At 41.2% G+C, this 16508-nt stretch carries 12 protein-coding genes; 8 read left to right on the forward strand and 4 right to left on the reverse strand.

Going from position 1 to position 16508, the window contains the following annotated elements; genetic code table 11:
• The first annotated feature begins 5 nt into the window (after nt 1-5).
• From AB1A65_RS11885 to AB1A65_RS11900, 4 genes are all read left to right on the forward strand, one after another.
• Nucleotides 6-692, forward strand: coding sequence for a TIGR00730 family Rossman fold protein (locus tag AB1A65_RS11885; protein ID WP_366589341.1), 687 nt, complete (start codon nt 6-8; stop codon nt 690-692).
• Nucleotides 693-703: 11 nt separating this feature from the next.
• Nucleotides 704-3538, forward strand: coding sequence for a metalloprotease (locus AB1A65_RS11890; RefSeq protein ID WP_366589343.1), 2835 nt, complete (start codon nt 704-706; stop codon nt 3536-3538).
• 161 nt (nt 3539-3699) lie between these two features.
• Nucleotides 3700-6111, forward strand: a complete 2412-nt coding sequence (locus AB1A65_RS11895) for a thiamine pyrophosphate-dependent enzyme (protein WP_366589345.1) — start codon at nt 3700-3702, stop codon at nt 6109-6111.
• A 104-nt stretch (nt 6112-6215) separates the two neighbouring features.
• The gene (locus AB1A65_RS11900) at nt 6216-6593 is read left to right on the forward strand and encodes a DoxX family protein (protein ID WP_366589348.1); all 378 of its coding nucleotides are present in this window, start codon (nt 6216-6218) and stop codon (nt 6591-6593) included.
• Nucleotides 6594-6595: 2 nt separating this feature from the next.
• Here AB1A65_RS11900 and holA read toward each other — a convergent pair whose 3' ends face one another.
• Nucleotides 6596-7597, reverse strand: coding sequence for a DNA polymerase III subunit delta (holA, locus tag AB1A65_RS11905; RefSeq protein ID WP_366590197.1), 1002 nt, complete (start codon nt 7595-7597; stop codon nt 6596-6598).
• A gap of 29 nt (nt 7598-7626) precedes the next feature.
• On the opposite strand from holA, the gene AB1A65_RS11910 reads away from it, so the two are divergent.
• The 3 genes from AB1A65_RS11910 (at nt 7627) to AB1A65_RS11920 (ending at nt 10053) form a co-directional block, all read left to right on the forward strand.
• Complete coding sequence (locus tag AB1A65_RS11910; RefSeq protein WP_366589350.1) at nt 7627-8073, forward strand: type I restriction enzyme HsdR N-terminal domain-containing protein; 447 nt, start codon at nt 7627-7629, stop codon at nt 8071-8073.
• 12 nt (nt 8074-8085) lie between these two features.
• Nucleotides 8086-9087, forward strand: coding sequence for a glycosyltransferase family 2 protein (locus AB1A65_RS11915; RefSeq protein ID WP_366589353.1), 1002 nt, complete (start codon nt 8086-8088; stop codon nt 9085-9087).
• A gap of 96 nt (nt 9088-9183) precedes the next feature.
• Complete coding sequence (locus AB1A65_RS11920; protein WP_366589356.1) at nt 9184-10053, forward strand: OmpA family protein; 870 nt, start codon at nt 9184-9186, stop codon at nt 10051-10053.
• A 50-nt stretch (nt 10054-10103) separates the two neighbouring features.
• Here the strand turns inward: AB1A65_RS11920 and AB1A65_RS11925 are convergent, their stop codons facing one another.
• Nucleotides 10104-10724: an L-threonylcarbamoyladenylate synthase gene (locus AB1A65_RS11925; protein WP_366589359.1), complete on the reverse strand. Its 621-nt coding sequence runs from the start codon at nt 10722-10724 to the stop codon at nt 10104-10106.
• 221 nt (nt 10725-10945) lie between these two features.
• Between AB1A65_RS11925 and AB1A65_RS11930 the strand changes: the two genes are divergently transcribed.
• Nucleotides 10946-11671, forward strand: a complete 726-nt coding sequence (locus tag AB1A65_RS11930; RefSeq protein ID WP_366589361.1) for a hypothetical protein — start codon at nt 10946-10948, stop codon at nt 11669-11671.
• Here AB1A65_RS11930 and AB1A65_RS11935 read toward each other — a convergent pair whose 3' ends face one another.
• Both AB1A65_RS11935 and AB1A65_RS11940 read right to left on the reverse strand, forming a co-directional pair.
• On the reverse strand, nt 11672-13909 hold the full coding sequence (locus AB1A65_RS11935; RefSeq protein ID WP_366589364.1) for a hypothetical protein: 2238 nt from the start codon (nt 13907-13909) through the stop codon (nt 11672-11674).
• A gap of 149 nt (nt 13910-14058) precedes the next feature.
• The gene (locus AB1A65_RS11940) at nt 14059-16392 is read right to left on the reverse strand and encodes a UvrD-helicase domain-containing protein (RefSeq protein ID WP_366589366.1); all 2334 of its coding nucleotides are present in this window, start codon (nt 16390-16392) and stop codon (nt 14059-14061) included.
• Nucleotides 16393-16508 lie beyond the last annotated feature (116 nt).

A 16508-nucleotide genomic window follows, 5' to 3' on the forward strand; every position in this document is an offset into this window, starting at 1 on the left:
TTCAAATGCGAAAAGAACAGCACACCAAAGGCTGGAACGAGATAAAGACCAATGACTCATGGGCCATTTTTAAAATTATGGGTGAATTTGTCTACGGTTTTGAAAAAATGAGTGCCATTGGCCCCTGTGTCTCAATATTTGGCTCTGCCAGGGTCAGGGAGGGTCAACCCTATTATGATTTAGCCGTAAAAGTGGCCCAAAGAGTAGCCGAAGCGGGGTATGGAATCATCACAGGAGGTGGGCCTGGTATTATGGAAGCTGGTAACAAAGGAGCACATTCAGCGGGAGGTACTTCTGTGGGCTTAAACATTGATTTGCCCTTTGAACAACACGATAACCCCTATATTGATGATGACAAGAGCTTGGATTTTGATTATTTCTTTGTTCGAAAAGTCATGTTCGTAAAATATTCCCAAGGCTTTGTAGTTATGCCCGGTGGATTTGGAACCTTGGATGAGTTCTTTGAAGCACTCACCCTGATACAAACCCACAAAATACACACGTTCCCCATAATCTTGGTAGGTTCCGAATTTTGGAAAGGTCTAATGGATTGGATTAAAGACACCATGCTCGCAGCAGGCAATGTAAGCCCTAGGGACCTTGACCTTATCAAATTGGTGGACACAGAGGACGAAGTAGTGGAAATCTTGGATTCCTTCTACAAAGAACGCGACCTCAGTCCAAATTTCTAAATCATACCCTATTGATTACCCGTTGCACTCCATTTAGATTGTTCCTAATCCTTTTTGCATTTTGCTCCCAGTTGTGGGCACAACACCGCAATGAGGTAACGGCCCTATTGGATGGAGATGCCCACGACATTAAAATTACCCAAAAGTTCACCTATGTAAACGAATCTACCGAAGGGCTTTCCGTGTTGTATTTCAACGATTGGAACCATGCCTACTCCAACAAGAATACCGCATTGGCCAAACGTTTTGGGGAAGAGTTCAATCGTAGTCTTCATTTGGCAAAGGACCGGGAAAGAGGATTTACCGATATCAAGAGTGTGGTTGCCAACGATTACGCTGGGTTGGATTGGAAACGTTTAGGAAACAGGGATATCATATCTGTCACCTTAAATGAAATACTCCAACCCAATGATTCCATTGAGTTGTTCTTTACATATACCATTCAGCTTCCAGATGCTAAATTCACCTCCTATGGTTATTCGCCCGGTTTTGGCTACAACCTAAAGAACTGGTATCTGACCCCAGCGGTTTATAGGGGTGAATGGAAATTGTATGACAACATCAATTTGGATGACCTCTACACAGGCATCACAGAAAGTGTCATCAACTTCACCTATCCAGAAAAACTACATCTGGTGTCCAATTTTGGCGAATCTAGCAGTACAAAATTCCCTGGTGGACAATATGCCAAGCTTATTGGAAGGAACAGAAAGAGTTGCGAGATCATTCTAACAACAACCGACCGATTTACCAAGCACAAATTTGAAAATCTTACGGTAACCAGTGATTTGGAATCCAATAAATATGATGACGTATATCAGGGCATCTCAATCAACAAAATAATACACTATTTGCATGAGCACCTAGGTGAATATCCTCATGACAACCTGCTGGTCAGTGAATTTGATTACAGCCGTTCTCCTCTATACGGAGTAAATCAGCTTCCTTCATTCATAAGGCCGTATGAAGAGCAGTTCCAGTTTGAAATGAAATTCTTAAAAACGGCCATCCGCAATTATTTGCAAGAAACACTCTTCCTTAACCCTCGAACAGAGCGTTGGGTAAATGATGCCATCACGTACTATCTCATGATAAAATATGTGGAAGAGTACTATCCGAATCAAAAATTGGCTGGGAAACTTTCCAAAATCTGGGGTTTCAGAGGGTTTCATTTGGCCCAAATGGGCTTCAATGAACAATATACCATGCTAAGTATGCTTTCGGCAAGAAAGAATATAGACCAGGCATTGACCACACGCAATGACTCCTTGATAAAGTTCAACGAGAAAATTGCAAACGGGTACAAGGCCGGGTTGGGTATGTCCTATCTATCAGAATATCTCGGGGAGAGAAAAATTGATAGCAGCATCACCACATTCTACAAAGAATTTCATTTGGAGTCAAAAGTGACCGCAGATGATTTTAGAAAAACTATAGAAAAGTTTTCAAACAAAGACATTGACTGGTTTTTTGATGAGTATGTTGCCACTGACAAAAAAATCGACTTTAAAATCAAAAGTATACAAAAGACAGAGGATTCCATCTCTTTGATCATTAAAAACAAGAGGGGTACAAATGTTCCCATTTCGTTGTTTGGCCTTCAGAATGATTCTGTGATTTCCAAATACTGGTTTACGGATATTGACACTACTAAGTTGGTGACCATTCCTCGAAACGGAGAAGATCGCATGGTACTCAACTACGATCAAAAAATTCCAGAATTCAATCAACGGGACAACTGGAAAACCCTCAATGGTTTTTTCTCCAGTAACAAAAAATTAAAATTCCAGTTTTTTAAGGACACAGAGGACCCGTATTACAATCAAATCTTTTACGTGCCCATTGCCAACTTTAACCTTTATGATGGTATCACCCCAGGAATGCGCATTTATAACAAGACCTTTTTGGAGCGGCCCTTCCAATACGACATCGCCCCAACTTACTCGTTTTTGGAGCGTACCATGGTGGGCAAGGCAGGATTTCGTTATCGGAAATATCACAAAAAAACAGGTCTTTATGTGTCGGAGTATTCCATTTCAGGTTCTACCTCCCACTTTCAGGAAAATTCGCGCTTTTCCACACTTACTCCTGCAATAAGTTTTGGATGGAGACCCAATGATCTTATATCCAATCGCAGACAAACTTTACTTTTTCGGTACAGAAATGTGTTCAGAAGTATTGATGAGAATATTGCCGATGAGATTGATACTGATCCTGATTATGGCGTTATGAATGTCCGTTTCATAGATAGGGACAACAACATTTTAAACTATAACTCATGGTTCTTGGATGCGCAGCATTCCAACAATTTTACAAAACTTTCCTTTGAATATGAGTATCGGAAGTTGTTTCAAAGCAACAGACAGTTAAATTTTAGACTTTTTGCAGGGAAGTTTTTACGAAATAACACGGAGTCTGACTTTTTTAGTTTTGCGCTGGACAGACCAACCGATTACATGTTTGACCTTGCATATTTAGGCAGATCTGAGAGTTCTGGACTATATAGCCAACAAATCATTATTGCCGAAGGTGGGTTCAAATCCAAGTTGGAGAACCCTTTTGCCAATGATTGGATCGTGACCACAAATGCCAGCACAAACATCTGGAGATGGGTTGAGGCCTATGGTGATCTTGGGTTTATTCGAAGTAAAGGACAAGATGCCCGCTTTGTTTATGATTCAGGTATTCGATTGAATTTAGTGACGGATTATTTTGAACTCTATTTCCCAGTTTACTCAAATAGAGGTTGGGAAATTGCCCAAGATGACTACGGGCAACGAATACGTTTTGTGGTTACCATAAGCCCTAGAACACTTATAGGCCTATTCACCCGAAAGTGGTTTTAATATTATAATATCCGCAACAAAACCACTGTTAAGCACATCTATTTTACAGTATTCTCTTTTAATAGTCTCTGTTTTTATTAAATTGATATTTTATTAACAAGGTTTGATATTGATAAATTGAATGTATTTTAGTAATTTCGCAGAAATACACTAAAGCCTACATGAAACCTGACCCAAGTACGAGCAACGATATTTCCTTTGCAGATTTTCAATCACAGATTCTTCAAGATTACGAGACTGCGGTTATAAGCCGGGAATGCAGCTTATTGGGAAGGCGTGAGGTACTATCAGGAAAAGCTAAATTTGGGATTTTTGGAGATGGAAAAGAACTTCCACAATTGGCGATGGCTCGGGCTTTTCAGGATGGAGATTTTAGAAGCGGCTATTATCGTGACCAAACTTTTATGATGGCCCTTGGCTATCTAAGCCCAAAGGAATTCTTCCATGGCCTATATGCCACTACTGATTTGGAAAAAGAACCGATGAGCGCTGGAAGGCAAATGGGAGGACATTTCGTGACCCACAGCCTTAACGAAGATGGTTCTTGGAAAGACCTTACCCAACAAAAAAACAGTAGCGCCGATATTTCCTGTACTGCCGGGCAAATGCCCAGATTGGTCGGGTTGGCCCAAGCGTCAAAAATATACAGAAATGTAAAGGAAATAGACCAAACCAATTTCTCAAAGAATGGCAATGAGGTGGCTTGGGGTACCATAGGAAACGCAAGTACAAGCGAAGGACACTTTTTTGAGGCGCTTAACGCCGCTGGTGTTATGCAAATACCTATGGTCATCTGCATTTGGGACGATGAGTATGGAATTTCGGTTCCGTCTGAGTATCACACCACCAAAGGAAACATCTCCGATGCATTAAAGGGATTTCAACGAACGGAGGATAAGGACGGATTTGAAATCTTAAAGATCAAGGGATGGGATTACACGGGACTTATCCATGCTTTTGAGAATGCCGCTGATATGGCAAGGGAAAGTCATGTCCCCGTTTTGATTCATGTGACCGAACTGACCCAGCCCCAAGGACATTCCACATCCGGTTCGCATGAGCGGTACAAATCGCCCGAACGTTTGGAATGGGAACGGGAGAACGACTGTAATAAAAGGTTTCGGGAATGGATTCTTGAAAACGGCATCAGTACGGAAGAGGAACTTAAAAAATTGGAGCGTGAAATCAAGCATAAAGTGCGCTCTGCAAAAAAAGAGGCTTGGAGCGAGTTTTTAAAACCTCACTTGCAGGCTAAAAAGGAGCTTGTACATTTACTGGAAAGTGTTGCTGGTCAAAGTCCAAATCGTTCGTTTATCACAAAAATAAAGAACGATCTCATTGCTATTGAAGAACCCTTGAAAAAGGATTTGGCCTCCAAATCCAGAAGTGGGCTGCGCTATCTTTTGGGCGAATCAAGTCCAGAGAAAAAACAACTTCAAGAGTGGGTAAACACATTTTTAGCTACTACACAGCCAAAATATAGCTCGCATCTCTATAGCGAATTGCCCAACAAGGCCACGAAAATTGATTTGGTTGCGCCAACGTATGAGGACACAAACGAAGAGGTGGACGGCAGAATCATTCTCCGCGATAATTTTGATGCCCTATTCTCAAAGTATCCAGAAGCCTTGGTTTTTGGGGAAGATACAGGAAACATTGGAGATGTGAACCAGGGGTTGGAAGGGCTACAAAAAAAATACGGCGATATGCGGGTTTCCGACACTGGAATCCGGGAAACCACGATTATTGGTCAAGGTATTGGGCTTTCCCTGAGAGGTTTACGTCCAATTGCTGAAATTCAATATTTGGATTATATCCTCTATGCCATTCAAACATTGAGTGATGATTTAGCATCGCTGATGTATCGCACCGTGGGCAAACAAAAGGCGCCACTCATTGTCCGAACACGAGGGCACCGTTTAGAAGGGATTTGGCACTCAGGGTCACCAATGTCTGGATTGATAAGCTTATTAAGGGGAATGTATATTTTGACCCCTAGAAATATGACACAAGCTGCTGGTTTTTACAATACCTTAATGAAAAGTGATGAGCCCGCCTTGGTTATTGAAAGTCTAAACGGATATCGACTCAAAGAAAAGAAACCCACCAATTTGGGCGAATTCTGCACTCCCATAGGTAAGGTGGAAACCCTAAAAATGGGGGCTGACATAACCCTGCTGTCCTATGGGTCAACTTTGAGAATCGTTGAAAAAGTTGCACAAGACCTATTGGAAGTGGGAATAGATGCTGAGGTAATTGACGCACAATCTTTGTTGCCATTCGATTTGGACCACGATGTTGTTAAAAGTTTAAAAAAGACAAACCGACTTTTAATAGTGGATGAAGATGTTCCTGGTGGATGTTCGGCCTATTTATTACAGGAAATCCTTGAAAACCAAAAAGGGTATAGATATCTGGACAGTGCTCCAAAAACCCTCACGGCAAAAGCGCATAGACCGGCCTATGCTTCGGATGGGGACTATTTCTCCAAACCCAATGCTGAGGATATTTTTGAAAAAGCATATGAAATCATGCATGAGGCCGACCCAAATTCCTATCCCAAGCTCAGGTAGTTGAATTTCAACGAAAATATCAATTGAGAACCATATTTCATCAATTATTTTTATCAGCATTACGACAGAATTCATACTTTCACGTGAATTAAAAATTCCCCATAATGAAAAATAATGCTTTGGTTCACTTGGGATTGGCCATTTTGAGAATAGTGCCCTCTGTTTTTATGATCACCCATGGATACCCAAAACTCTTGAACTTAATCAATGGCAACACAGAATTTGCCAATCCATTTGGAATCGGTCAGGCACCTAGCCTATTTTTAACCGTTATTGCCGAGTTTCTATGCCCAGTTCTGATGATCATCGGGTTTAAAACGCGATGGGCCGCTATACCGACAGCATTTACCATGTTCGTTGCTGCCTTCGTAATTCACGGAGCAGACCCATTCGGTACCAAGGAAATGGCGCTGCTTTATTTTACCGTTTTTTTGGTGGTCTTTTTGTTGGGCCCTGGCAAATACAGCGTGGACAAAAAGTAGCCTTAGATTATTTCGGTGAGTAATTCTTTGAGAAGTTCTGATTGTGCCATGTTATTGGCACCCACACCTTTACTTTTCAAATCCAGCGCTCTCAAACTTGAAATGATTCCACTGACACGTTTCATGGGATAGTTTCTCGCCGCTACAGTGTACTCTTTTACAAAATAGGGGTTAACCCCCAATACCTTGGCCACATTACCCGGGGAATGGTCTTTTAACCCATGATATTGCAATAACTGCGTAAAGAAAGTGTTCAGTAAGGTTACCGTTACCACAAACGGGTTGTCCTTAGGGTTTTGGGCAAAATAATCGATGATTCGGGAAGCTTTGCCCACATTCCGTTCACCAATAGCCTTCTTGAGCTCGAAATTATTGAAGTCCTTACTGATGCCAATGTGCTGTTCTATCAATTCTGGAGTGATTTCAGTGGTAGGCGGAACCACCAAGGCTAATTTGTTGAGTTCATTGTTGATTTTGCTCAAATCTGTTCCCAAAAACTCCACAAGCATTACACAAGCCTTAGGTGAAATCTTGTAATTTTTGCCGCTCAACGTTTTACGAATCCATTCTGCGACCTGATTTTCATACAGTTTTTTGCTCTCAAAAAGCTCTCCATTCTTTTGAACGGCCTTGTATAACTTCTTGCGTTTGTCAAGTTTTTTGTACTTATAACAAATGACCAGAACTGTAGTTGGTTGAGGATGTTCCACATATGCCGTTAGGTTCTCAATGGTTCGGGAAAGGTCTTGGGCCTCTTTAACAATGACCACCTGATGCTCGGCCATCATGGGAAACCGTTTTGCGTTGGAAATCACCTCATCCACAGAAGTATCACGGCCATAAAGCACCATTTGGTTGAAGCCTTTTTCATCCTCGGAAAGCACGTTATCAGAAATATATTGACAGATTTTATCAATATAATACGGTTCCTCCCCCATTAAAAAGTAAATTGGTTTTGGATTTCCCGAATCAATTGCCGCTACTATTTCCTTTACCTTGTCCATTCCGAAAAAAAAATCATCAATTTTGTCCAATGCAACCGTTGAACTTTCCTGCGTATTCATTTCGAATCAAAAATAGCCAAAATAGGCACTACATTTTTGACGGCATCCGTAAAAAATTTGTTTTGCTACAACCCGAAGAATGGGTGCGCCAGCATGTGGTCCATTTTCTGGTCTTCACTAAAAATTATCCCAAGAGCCTCATTAATGTGGAAAAGCAATTGCTTGTGAACAGAATGAAAAAGCGATATGACATTGTGGTTTTCAATCCTGATGGCTCTATTTTTCTTTTGGTGGAATGCAAGGCTCCAGAAATTAAAATTGACCAATCCACATTTGACCAGATAGCGCGCTATAATTACGAATTACAATCCAACTATTTAATGGTGTCCAACGGACTGGAACATTACTACTGCCAAATGGACCATGAAAATGAAAAATACACGTTTTTGAAGGATATTCCTGATTTTAGCCGTTAATTTGCCCTCGTTTTGAAAATTGCCGTAGTCATACTAAACTGGAACGGGGAATCCTTGCTCAAACAGTTCCTTCCCTCGGTCATGGCCCACTCTACCGGGGCAAATATCTACGTGGTGGACAATGCCAGTTCGGATGGTTCCGTTGCTTTCTTAAAAAAGGAGTATCCAGAGATTGGGATTGTGCAAAATTCAGAAAATGGAGGTTTTGCCAAAGGGTACAATGATGGCCTAAAACATATTCAAGCAGATATTTTCTGTCTTCTTAATTCTGATGTAGAAGTTACACCAAATTGGCTGGAACCCATTCGCAAAGCATTCAGTAGTTTTCCAGAAGCTGCCATCATCCAACCCAAAATATTAGACCTAAAAAACAAAGACTATTTTGAATACGCCGGTGCTGCTGGCGGTTTTATCGACATGCTCGGCTATCCCTTCTGTAGGGGGAGAATTTTCCAAGCTTTGGAAAAGGATAAAGGTCAGTATGATGACATTACAGAAATTTTCTGGGCCACTGGTGCCTGCATGTTCATAAAAAGTGAGGTTTTCAACTCTCTTGACGGATTTGATGAGGACTATTTTGCCCATCAGGAAGAAGTGGATTTATGTTGGCGTGCAAAAAACGCGGGGCATAAAGTCCTTTATGTGGGGAAAAGCCATGTATTTCATTTGGGCGGCTCAACCTTGAGCAACATGAACCCCAAGAAGACCTTCCTTAACTTCAGGAACTCACTCTATTCCATTACTAAAAACTTACCAAGAAAAAAAGCGTTTCCCATTATCGCCATGCGACTATTACTGGACGGTATAGCTGCGCTTCGATTTGTATTTCAGTTGAAGTTTGAACATTGTTGGGCCATTCTCCGTGCACATATCAGTTTTTATGGTAACTTTAGAACACTTTACAAGAAGCGGGAAAAAGCTAATTTTTTATTAAAGTACTATACTACGACATCCATAGTCTGGTCGCATTTCGTAAATCAAGTAAAGAATTTTAACATTTTAGTAAAAGATTAACTATAGCGAAATATGGACATTTTGCTTTTTATCTAATTTTGGCTAACAAATTTTAACATTGATATATCTAACAATCCTTAAATTATACATTGAACTATGAAAAAAGTTTTTCTAGGAACATTGGCTATGGCCGTCTTATTATCATCATGCGTATCCCAAAAAAAATACGCCGAGCTTGAAGCCAAACACAAAGAAACCCAAGATTTATTGAACTCTGCCACCGTTAAACTTAACGACTGCTTGGAAGAAAAAGCTACAGCAAGTTCAAGATTGAAAACTCTCGAAGATCAAAACGCATTTTTGAAAGCGAACAACCAAGAACTCATCAACAACATGGGTAACTTGACAACGCTTACCACCAAAGGTGCAGAAAACCTTGAAAAATCTTTGGAGAGCCTTAAAGAAAAAGACCTTACCATCAGAAAATTGCAAGATGCGGTTACCCGAAGAGATTCTGTAAACCTTTCTTTGGTACAAAGTCTAAAAGGTGTATTGGGCAACTTGGATGATGAGGATATTGAAATCAGCGTTGAGAAAGGCGTGGTATTCGTTTCCATCTCTGATAAATTGTTGTTTAGAAGTGGTAGCTATAACGTAACCAGTGCAGCCAAAGAGGTATTGGGCAAAGTGGCCAAAGTAGTGAACAACAAGCCTGATTTTGAATTTATGGTTGAAGGTCACACAGACAATGTACCATATCGTAGCGGTGTCCTTTTGGACAACTGGGACTTGAGCGCGAAAAGAGCAACATCTGTGGTCAGAATCCTTCAAAACGATTTTGGCGTAGATCCAGCTAGAATGACAGCTGCAGGACGTAGCTACTACGTACCATTGGTTAGCAACGATACTTCTGCTGATAGAGCCAAAAACAGAAGAACCCGAATTGTAGTACTTCCAAAAATCGATCAGTTCTATAGCATGATTGAAGAAGGCATGAAAGACCCTGCCATCAACGGAGGTCAATAAGACCAGATAATTTATATTGAAAAGCGGCCCGTGAGGCCGCTTTTTTTATGCTAAAATATTTCAAGGCTACCTTTCCCTTCACGTATCACCCCGGGAATGCTTTCAGAAAGGTCAATCACTGTGGAAGCTACATTGTCCCCATACCCCCCATCAATCACCACATCAACCAAGTTCTGCCACTTCTCAAAAATAAGTTCGGGGTCTGTGGTATATTCCAAAATATCATCTTCATCATGGATAGAGGTAGAAACAATGGGATTGCCCAACTCCATAACCAAAGCCCTAGCGATATTGTTATCGGGAATCCGTATCCCAACCGTTTTCTTTTTTTTAAAATCTTTAGGTAGATTGTTGTTCCCAGGTAAAATGAAGGTGTATGGCCCTGGCAGGACACGTTTTAAAATTTTAAATGTGGAGGAATCTATTTGCCGCACATAATCCGAGAGGTTGCTCAGGTCAGCACAAACAAAGGACCAATTGGCCTTTTCCAGCTTCACCCCCTTAATCCGTGCTATTCGCTGTAACGCCTTGGAATTGGTAATGTCACATCCCAACCCATAGACCGTATCCGTAGGATATATGACAAGTCCGCCCTTCCGAAGCACATGGCCAATCTTTTCAATTTGCCTCGGATTTGGATTTTCTTCATAAAGTTTTACGAATTCTGCCATGTCGTTTACGAATATCATACAAAGTAAGAAAGAATGTGGTCATGTTGCATGATTAAGGTCAAGAGAAAATGTTAAAAACAGCTTTATGAGCCAACCTTTTATCATAGAGCAACTCCATAGTAATGCAGTATACATCAATTGAAAATGGGTATTCATGCATTTACCCCCATACACTCAACCGAAAATAAACAGTTTTGTACACAATCCTTATCAAAAATAAAATGAGACGCATCGACCTTATAAAATCCATACTTGTAGTTCTATTGATTCCAATAGTCCTGAATTGCAGTCTTCAAAAAAAACAAAGAAATAAATTAGAATCCGGAGAAGCCATTGTGAAGCATCTGGACAGCCTATTCGGTGTATTATCCAACACAAATAGTAACACCAAAGATTTCCAGGAAACTATTGTTTCTGTTAACGAAAACATCAGACAGGCCATTGAACACAACATAACCAGTCCACGGATAGTAAGCGAAATCAATTCATATTATTCTAAGGGAAAGCATGACTTTTCTTTTGCGCAAAGTGCGGACAAGGGCTTTACAGTGTTCTCCTGGAATACGCGAAAATTAGACTATCCAATAAAAAGTATTGGTTTCTATGTAAGTGAGAACAGAACCATACCTACTTCCCTTTTTGGAAAACCTTTACGATATGACCAAATAGAAATCATTGAAAACAGATCTGGAATACACACATACATCCTTGGCGGGCTTGCAAACCCATCAAATCACCCGAACCAATACCAGTTAAGCGCATATAGGGTTCTAAAAGACGGCATTGAGGAAGCTAAGGTTTTTCCAAGCGGTGAGAGTGCGGTTATGGTTCGGTGTTCAGAAAAAGACTCAACAACATGTTTGGGCAACGTGCCTGCAAAATCCCTTTACAAAGCCATTGCACAAGAATCATTGGCTTATACTAATGGTGAATATGTCCTAAATTGATTATTCTACAAGTATTGATTCCTGCTCCATTACAGGGGTGGTATAAATCCCAATATCATCTATTACCACAATGCCCAGTGAATCTTTATCGAACATCAAACTAATGGTTTTAAGCTTACTAAGGTCTAGTTTTTCATTCTTTGCCATAAATGTTGAAATAGGCACAAAACAGCTTTTCAATTGAACTTCCCAGTCGCTACCAATCATATCTTTATCCAAGAACTTGAATTTCGTGAACTTACTTCTAATGGGTACGGGTAGAACATTAGTACTGCCCAAATCTATTGAGGCCTTGTTGCCCAAGCTATCTTTTAGGAGGATGCTGAAATTAAATCCAGGATTTGAAACATCTTTTTCCTTTTCTTCTAAATCCAGTTCTGAAATATCCCCAACTCCAACAGACAAAGCCAGTGTATCCATACCACTGAAATTTTTCAAAGTATCGGGTATGTGGATATGATATTGGGGCAACGAATCTTTTCCTGCTTGTTTTAGATACTTCCACCCCAAAACCAAGGCATTATTTTGCTGTTCGCCATCATCACGGGACTTTAGTTCCTCTTCCCGCCATATCTTAAAATTCTCCGCAGTAATTTGAAGACCATGTTTTCCTGAAGTTATATCGATGTCATCCTCAAAATCTAATAGTATTTTCTTGGAAGCATCCGCATATTGACTTAAATAGGTATCATTGGGCAACCAATTTTTGACGCCATCCACGCTTTTAAATACGTTTCTATACACCTTTTTGCCCTTTAAAACAGCCTCCACAAAAGCACTGACATACACCTTTGCCATCTGACGCTGCTCCTCTCCAGACACTAACGGTTGGAGATTCAACAACCATTTCATCGGTGCTCCAAAATCTGAACGCCCCCATGTGGAATTGAACTGTCCGTGATTGGCATGGTTCATATACACTCCAGCCTTAAAGCCATCAAAATCATCCGAAAATTTTAGCCGATGATAAGGCCGCATACCCCAAAAACTTACTTCATCCGAATCATAAGCACCTTGCAGAGACAAATAATTAATGTTTTTTAGTGTGATTTCCCGGTCATACCGATAGTCTGTTGGTGCAATGGAAATGACCCCTTTAATTCCGAATCCAAAATTGAAGGTTTCTTGGGCATTATCGGGAAATCGCTCCAATTCATTAAACGCCGCTGCAATAGAAACAGCTTCCCCTCCTCTGGAATGGCCCACCAAAACAATATTGCCCATATCCACTTTTCCTGCCAAATCAGCATGGTCTCCGTTATTCCATTTTTGCCATTGTTCCAAATGCTTCAACAAAAGCCACGCCCTTGCTGGCATTTCTTTCCCCCTGAAATCTCCGGACCAATGGGCATTGATGAAATTTTCATCAACAGAAACCGCAATGGAACCTCTGCTGGCCAATAATTCTCCAAGATAGGCGTAGCCTGCATCGGAAAAATCAATCATACTATGATTGCCGTGAACCATAAGCACAAGCGGAAATCGACCATCCCCCTTTGGCATATACACTCGCCCATTCAATGGGAAGTTTTCCACCCCAAAACCCCAGAATTTTTCGCGCCACTTTTTCTTTTTGCCCTTCCATTCGGGTAAAATTCGAGATGCATCAACTGTGGGTGTTTTTATCTTTACAAGCTCGGCATATTCGGGTCGTTTTTCATCTGTTCCGCTGCCATAGGTAAAAGTCGCTATCTCAAATGAGCCTTTTTTTGAAGGGTCTTCCAACCCCATTTCCGAAAGCATGGTAATTTGCGGGCTTATTTCTGACCCTGTTCTCGCTTGAATGTATGGGTCACCTTCCAAACTGTTGAATCCATAAAAGCCCAATGCCACAATTAACAATGATACGATAACCAATATCCAACCCTTACTGTCCTTGTTTTTGATAACTTTATTCAATCCAAAAGTCAATAGTAAGCAACATACAAAACCCCATGCCGCCAAGACGTAATACATTGATGAAGGCCAACGAAAGGCATACGATTTTAAAATAACCAAAGCCAACAAACCGCTTAAGAAAGTTGTGAGAAAACCAATAGAAATCGTTTTGAACAAGGGTTTGGCCAAGGAGATGAGGAGCTTTAGGCCGACTAGGATAACAATTCCAATGATACTCCCCAGCACCATTCCCATTAATGGTGGAAATCCCAACTCAAAATGATATCCTGCAATTCCAAAAAGAAATACAACAAGTAAAATGGCGGCCAGAAAAATAGGATCGGAGAACAGTTTTTTCATAGGAGTTTGGTATGCTATTCAAAAAGTAATTGGTTTTGAATTTAAACATTTTTTTAGCCTCCTACTCCTTTAGCAAACTATTTTACATCATCCCTAATCCGAAGCAAGTTTGATTATGGTAATGAATTTAGAACCCAGCCAAAATTGGTTTATGTGTTATCAATGACCTCCAACTTGGCAAAACGGAGCAACAGTTTCTTCATTCCACCTTGCTCAAATTGAATTTCAGCCTTTTTGTCATTGCCCAAACCTTCAATCTTAAGCACCTTGCCCCTTCCGAACCGGGTGTGGTTCACCAAAACCCCCTCCGCTAAGTTTGAATCTACAACGTTGTTATTTGTAGTCGATGTGGAAAGCTCTGGTTTTAGCTTTCGTAACTTTCGCAATTGGTTCTCGTTGGGTCTATGGGTACTGGGTGGGGTTCCGCTTTTGGGTTTTATCTGCCGAAGTTTGCTTTTGTCTACCTCGCCAAAAATGTCGGCGTTTAACATAGATTTATAGCGGTAACCATCATTTAGGGGAGTCAGGTTTTCCACATATTGCTCATCAATTTCCTCTAAAAACCGGCTGGGTTCCGCATCAATCAACTTTCCCCATCGGTAGCGGTTTTGGGTATAGGTGAGGGTGGCCTGTTTTTCAGCCCGAGTTAAGGCCACGTAGAACAATCGGCGCTCTTCTTCCAATTCGCTGCGTGTGTTCATGCTCATGGCAGATGGAAACAAATCTTCTTCCATCCCAACCACAAATACGTAGGGAAACTCCAATCCTTTGGCTAAGTGGATGGTCATCAAAGCGACGCGATCATCATCCCCGACCTCTTTGTCCATATCCGTTGCCAAAGCCACATCTTCCAAGAACTCGGTCAAGCTGCCGGTGGCATCAGCCAACTCTTTTTGCCCCTCTACAAAATCCTTGATCCCGTTCAAGAGTTCCTCAATGTTCTCCATTCGGGCAATACCTTCTGGGGTTCCATCTTTTTTGAACTCCAACAACAATCCCGTTTTTTTGGAAACATGCTCTGCAAGCGTAAAAGCATCCGAACCTTCATTCATGATTTGGAAACTCTTGATCATAGTCACGAAATCCCCCAGTTTGCGCTTGGTGCCTGCATTGATATTCAGGTTGAGCTTGTCCAAATGTTCCATCACTTCAAAAATGGACCGCCCATAATGATTTGCAGCTACAACAAGTCGGTCTATGGTGGTTTGACCAATACCTCGTGCCGGAAAATTGATGACCCGTTTTAACGCCTCTTCATCCTTTGGGTTGACGATCAAACGTAAATAGGCCAATACATCCTTGATTTCCTTACGCTGATAAAAAGAAAGTCCTCCATAAATTCGATATGGAATGTCCCGCTTTCTTAGCGCATCCTCAATGGATCGCGATTGTGAGTTGGTTCGGTACAACACGGCAAAATCCCCATTTTGAAGCTGTTCCTGCATTTTCATTTCAAAAATGGAACCTGCCACGTACCTTCCTTCCTCGGCATCGGTGGGACTTCTGTGGATTTTTATCTTGTGGCCCTCACCATTGGAGGTCCAAACGACTTTCTCCAACTGATCACGGTTTTTGGCGATGATGGAATTGGCCGCGTTGACAATATTTTTGGTGGATCGGTAATTTTGTTCCAATCGGTATACGGCCACGTCGTCATAATCCCGTTGAAAGTTGAGAATGTTGCTGATGTTCGCCCCACGGAAGGAATAAATACTTTGGGCATCATCCCCCACCACACAGATATTTTGGTAGCGGTCCGACAATGCTTTTACAATCAAATACTGCGAGTGGTTGGTATCTTGGTACTCATCCACCAAAATATACCGGAACCTATCTTGATATTTCATCAAAACCTCTGGAAAACGGGTCAACAGCTCGTTGGTGCGTAGCAAAAGGTCATCAAAATCCATTGCACCCGCTTTAAAGCAACGATCTACATAATTCTTGTAAATCTCTCCCATTCTGGGTCTTTTGGCCATGGCATCCGCTTCCACCAATTCAGGATTTTGAAAATAAGCCTTTACAGTAATTAAGCTGTTTTTATAGGATGAAATTCGGTTTTGAATCTGCTTGTATTTATAAATATCCTTGTCCAACCCCATCTCTTTAATGATGGCTGCAATCAACCGCTGGGAATCCTGAGTGTCATAAATGGTAAAGTTGCTTGGGAATCCCAACTTATCGCCATCATACCGCAACAATTTGGCAAAAACAGAGTGAAACGTACCCATCCAAAGGTTTTTGGCTTCAGAATCCCCAACAATGGAGGCAATCCGCTTTTTCATTTCGCGTGCAGCTTTGTTGGTAAAGGTCAAGGCCAAAATATTGAAGGAATCCACCCCTTGGTTCATCAAGTGGGCAATCCGATAGGTCAACACCCGGGTCTTCCCGGAACCGGCACCTGCAATCACCATCAATGGCCCATCCTTGTGCAATACAGGGGCCCGTTGCGCATCGTTCAATTCATCCAAAAAAGTACTCAAAGGCTCGGATTTTTAAAAAGTAAACGTGAAATTAGCCAATAATGCCCTTATGCTAAAATCTAGCTTTCAATAGTTATAAACACGGAGGTGTTTTGATTTGAATTGAATATATTTAA

This window comes from Allomuricauda sp. ANG21 (assembly GCF_040705235.1).
GTDB lineage: Bacteria > Bacteroidota > Bacteroidia > Flavobacteriales > Flavobacteriaceae > Flagellimonas > Flagellimonas marina.

What these genes read in the sequence shown, in the direction of transcription:
- AB1A65_RS11910 (WP_366589350.1), top strand. Translation starts at nt 7,627, where the DNA reads ATGCAACCGTTGAACTTTCCTGCGTATTCATTTCGAATCAAAAATAGC.
- AB1A65_RS11935 (WP_366589364.1), bottom strand. Translation starts at nt 13,909, where the DNA reads ATGAAAAAACTGTTCTCCGATCCTATTTTTCTGGCCGCCATTTTACTT.
- holA (WP_366590197.1), bottom strand. Translation starts at nt 7,597, where the DNA reads ATGGACAAGGTAAAGGAAATAGTAGCGGCAATTGATTCGGGAAATCCA.
- AB1A65_RS11900 (WP_366589348.1), top strand. Translation starts at nt 6,216, where the DNA reads ATGAAAAATAATGCTTTGGTTCACTTGGGATTGGCCATTTTGAGAATA.
- AB1A65_RS11885 (WP_366589341.1), top strand. Translation starts at nt 6, where the DNA reads ATGCGAAAAGAACAGCACACCAAAGGCTGGAACGAGATAAAGACCAAT.
- AB1A65_RS11895 (WP_366589345.1), top strand. Translation starts at nt 3,700, where the DNA reads ATGAAACCTGACCCAAGTACGAGCAACGATATTTCCTTTGCAGATTTT.
- AB1A65_RS11930 (WP_366589361.1), top strand. Translation starts at nt 10,946, where the DNA reads ATGAGACGCATCGACCTTATAAAATCCATACTTGTAGTTCTATTGATT.
- AB1A65_RS11925 (WP_366589359.1), bottom strand. Translation starts at nt 10,724, where the DNA reads ATGGCAGAATTCGTAAAACTTTATGAAGAAAATCCAAATCCGAGGCAA.
- AB1A65_RS11920 (WP_366589356.1), top strand. Translation starts at nt 9,184, where the DNA reads ATGAAAAAAGTTTTTCTAGGAACATTGGCTATGGCCGTCTTATTATCA.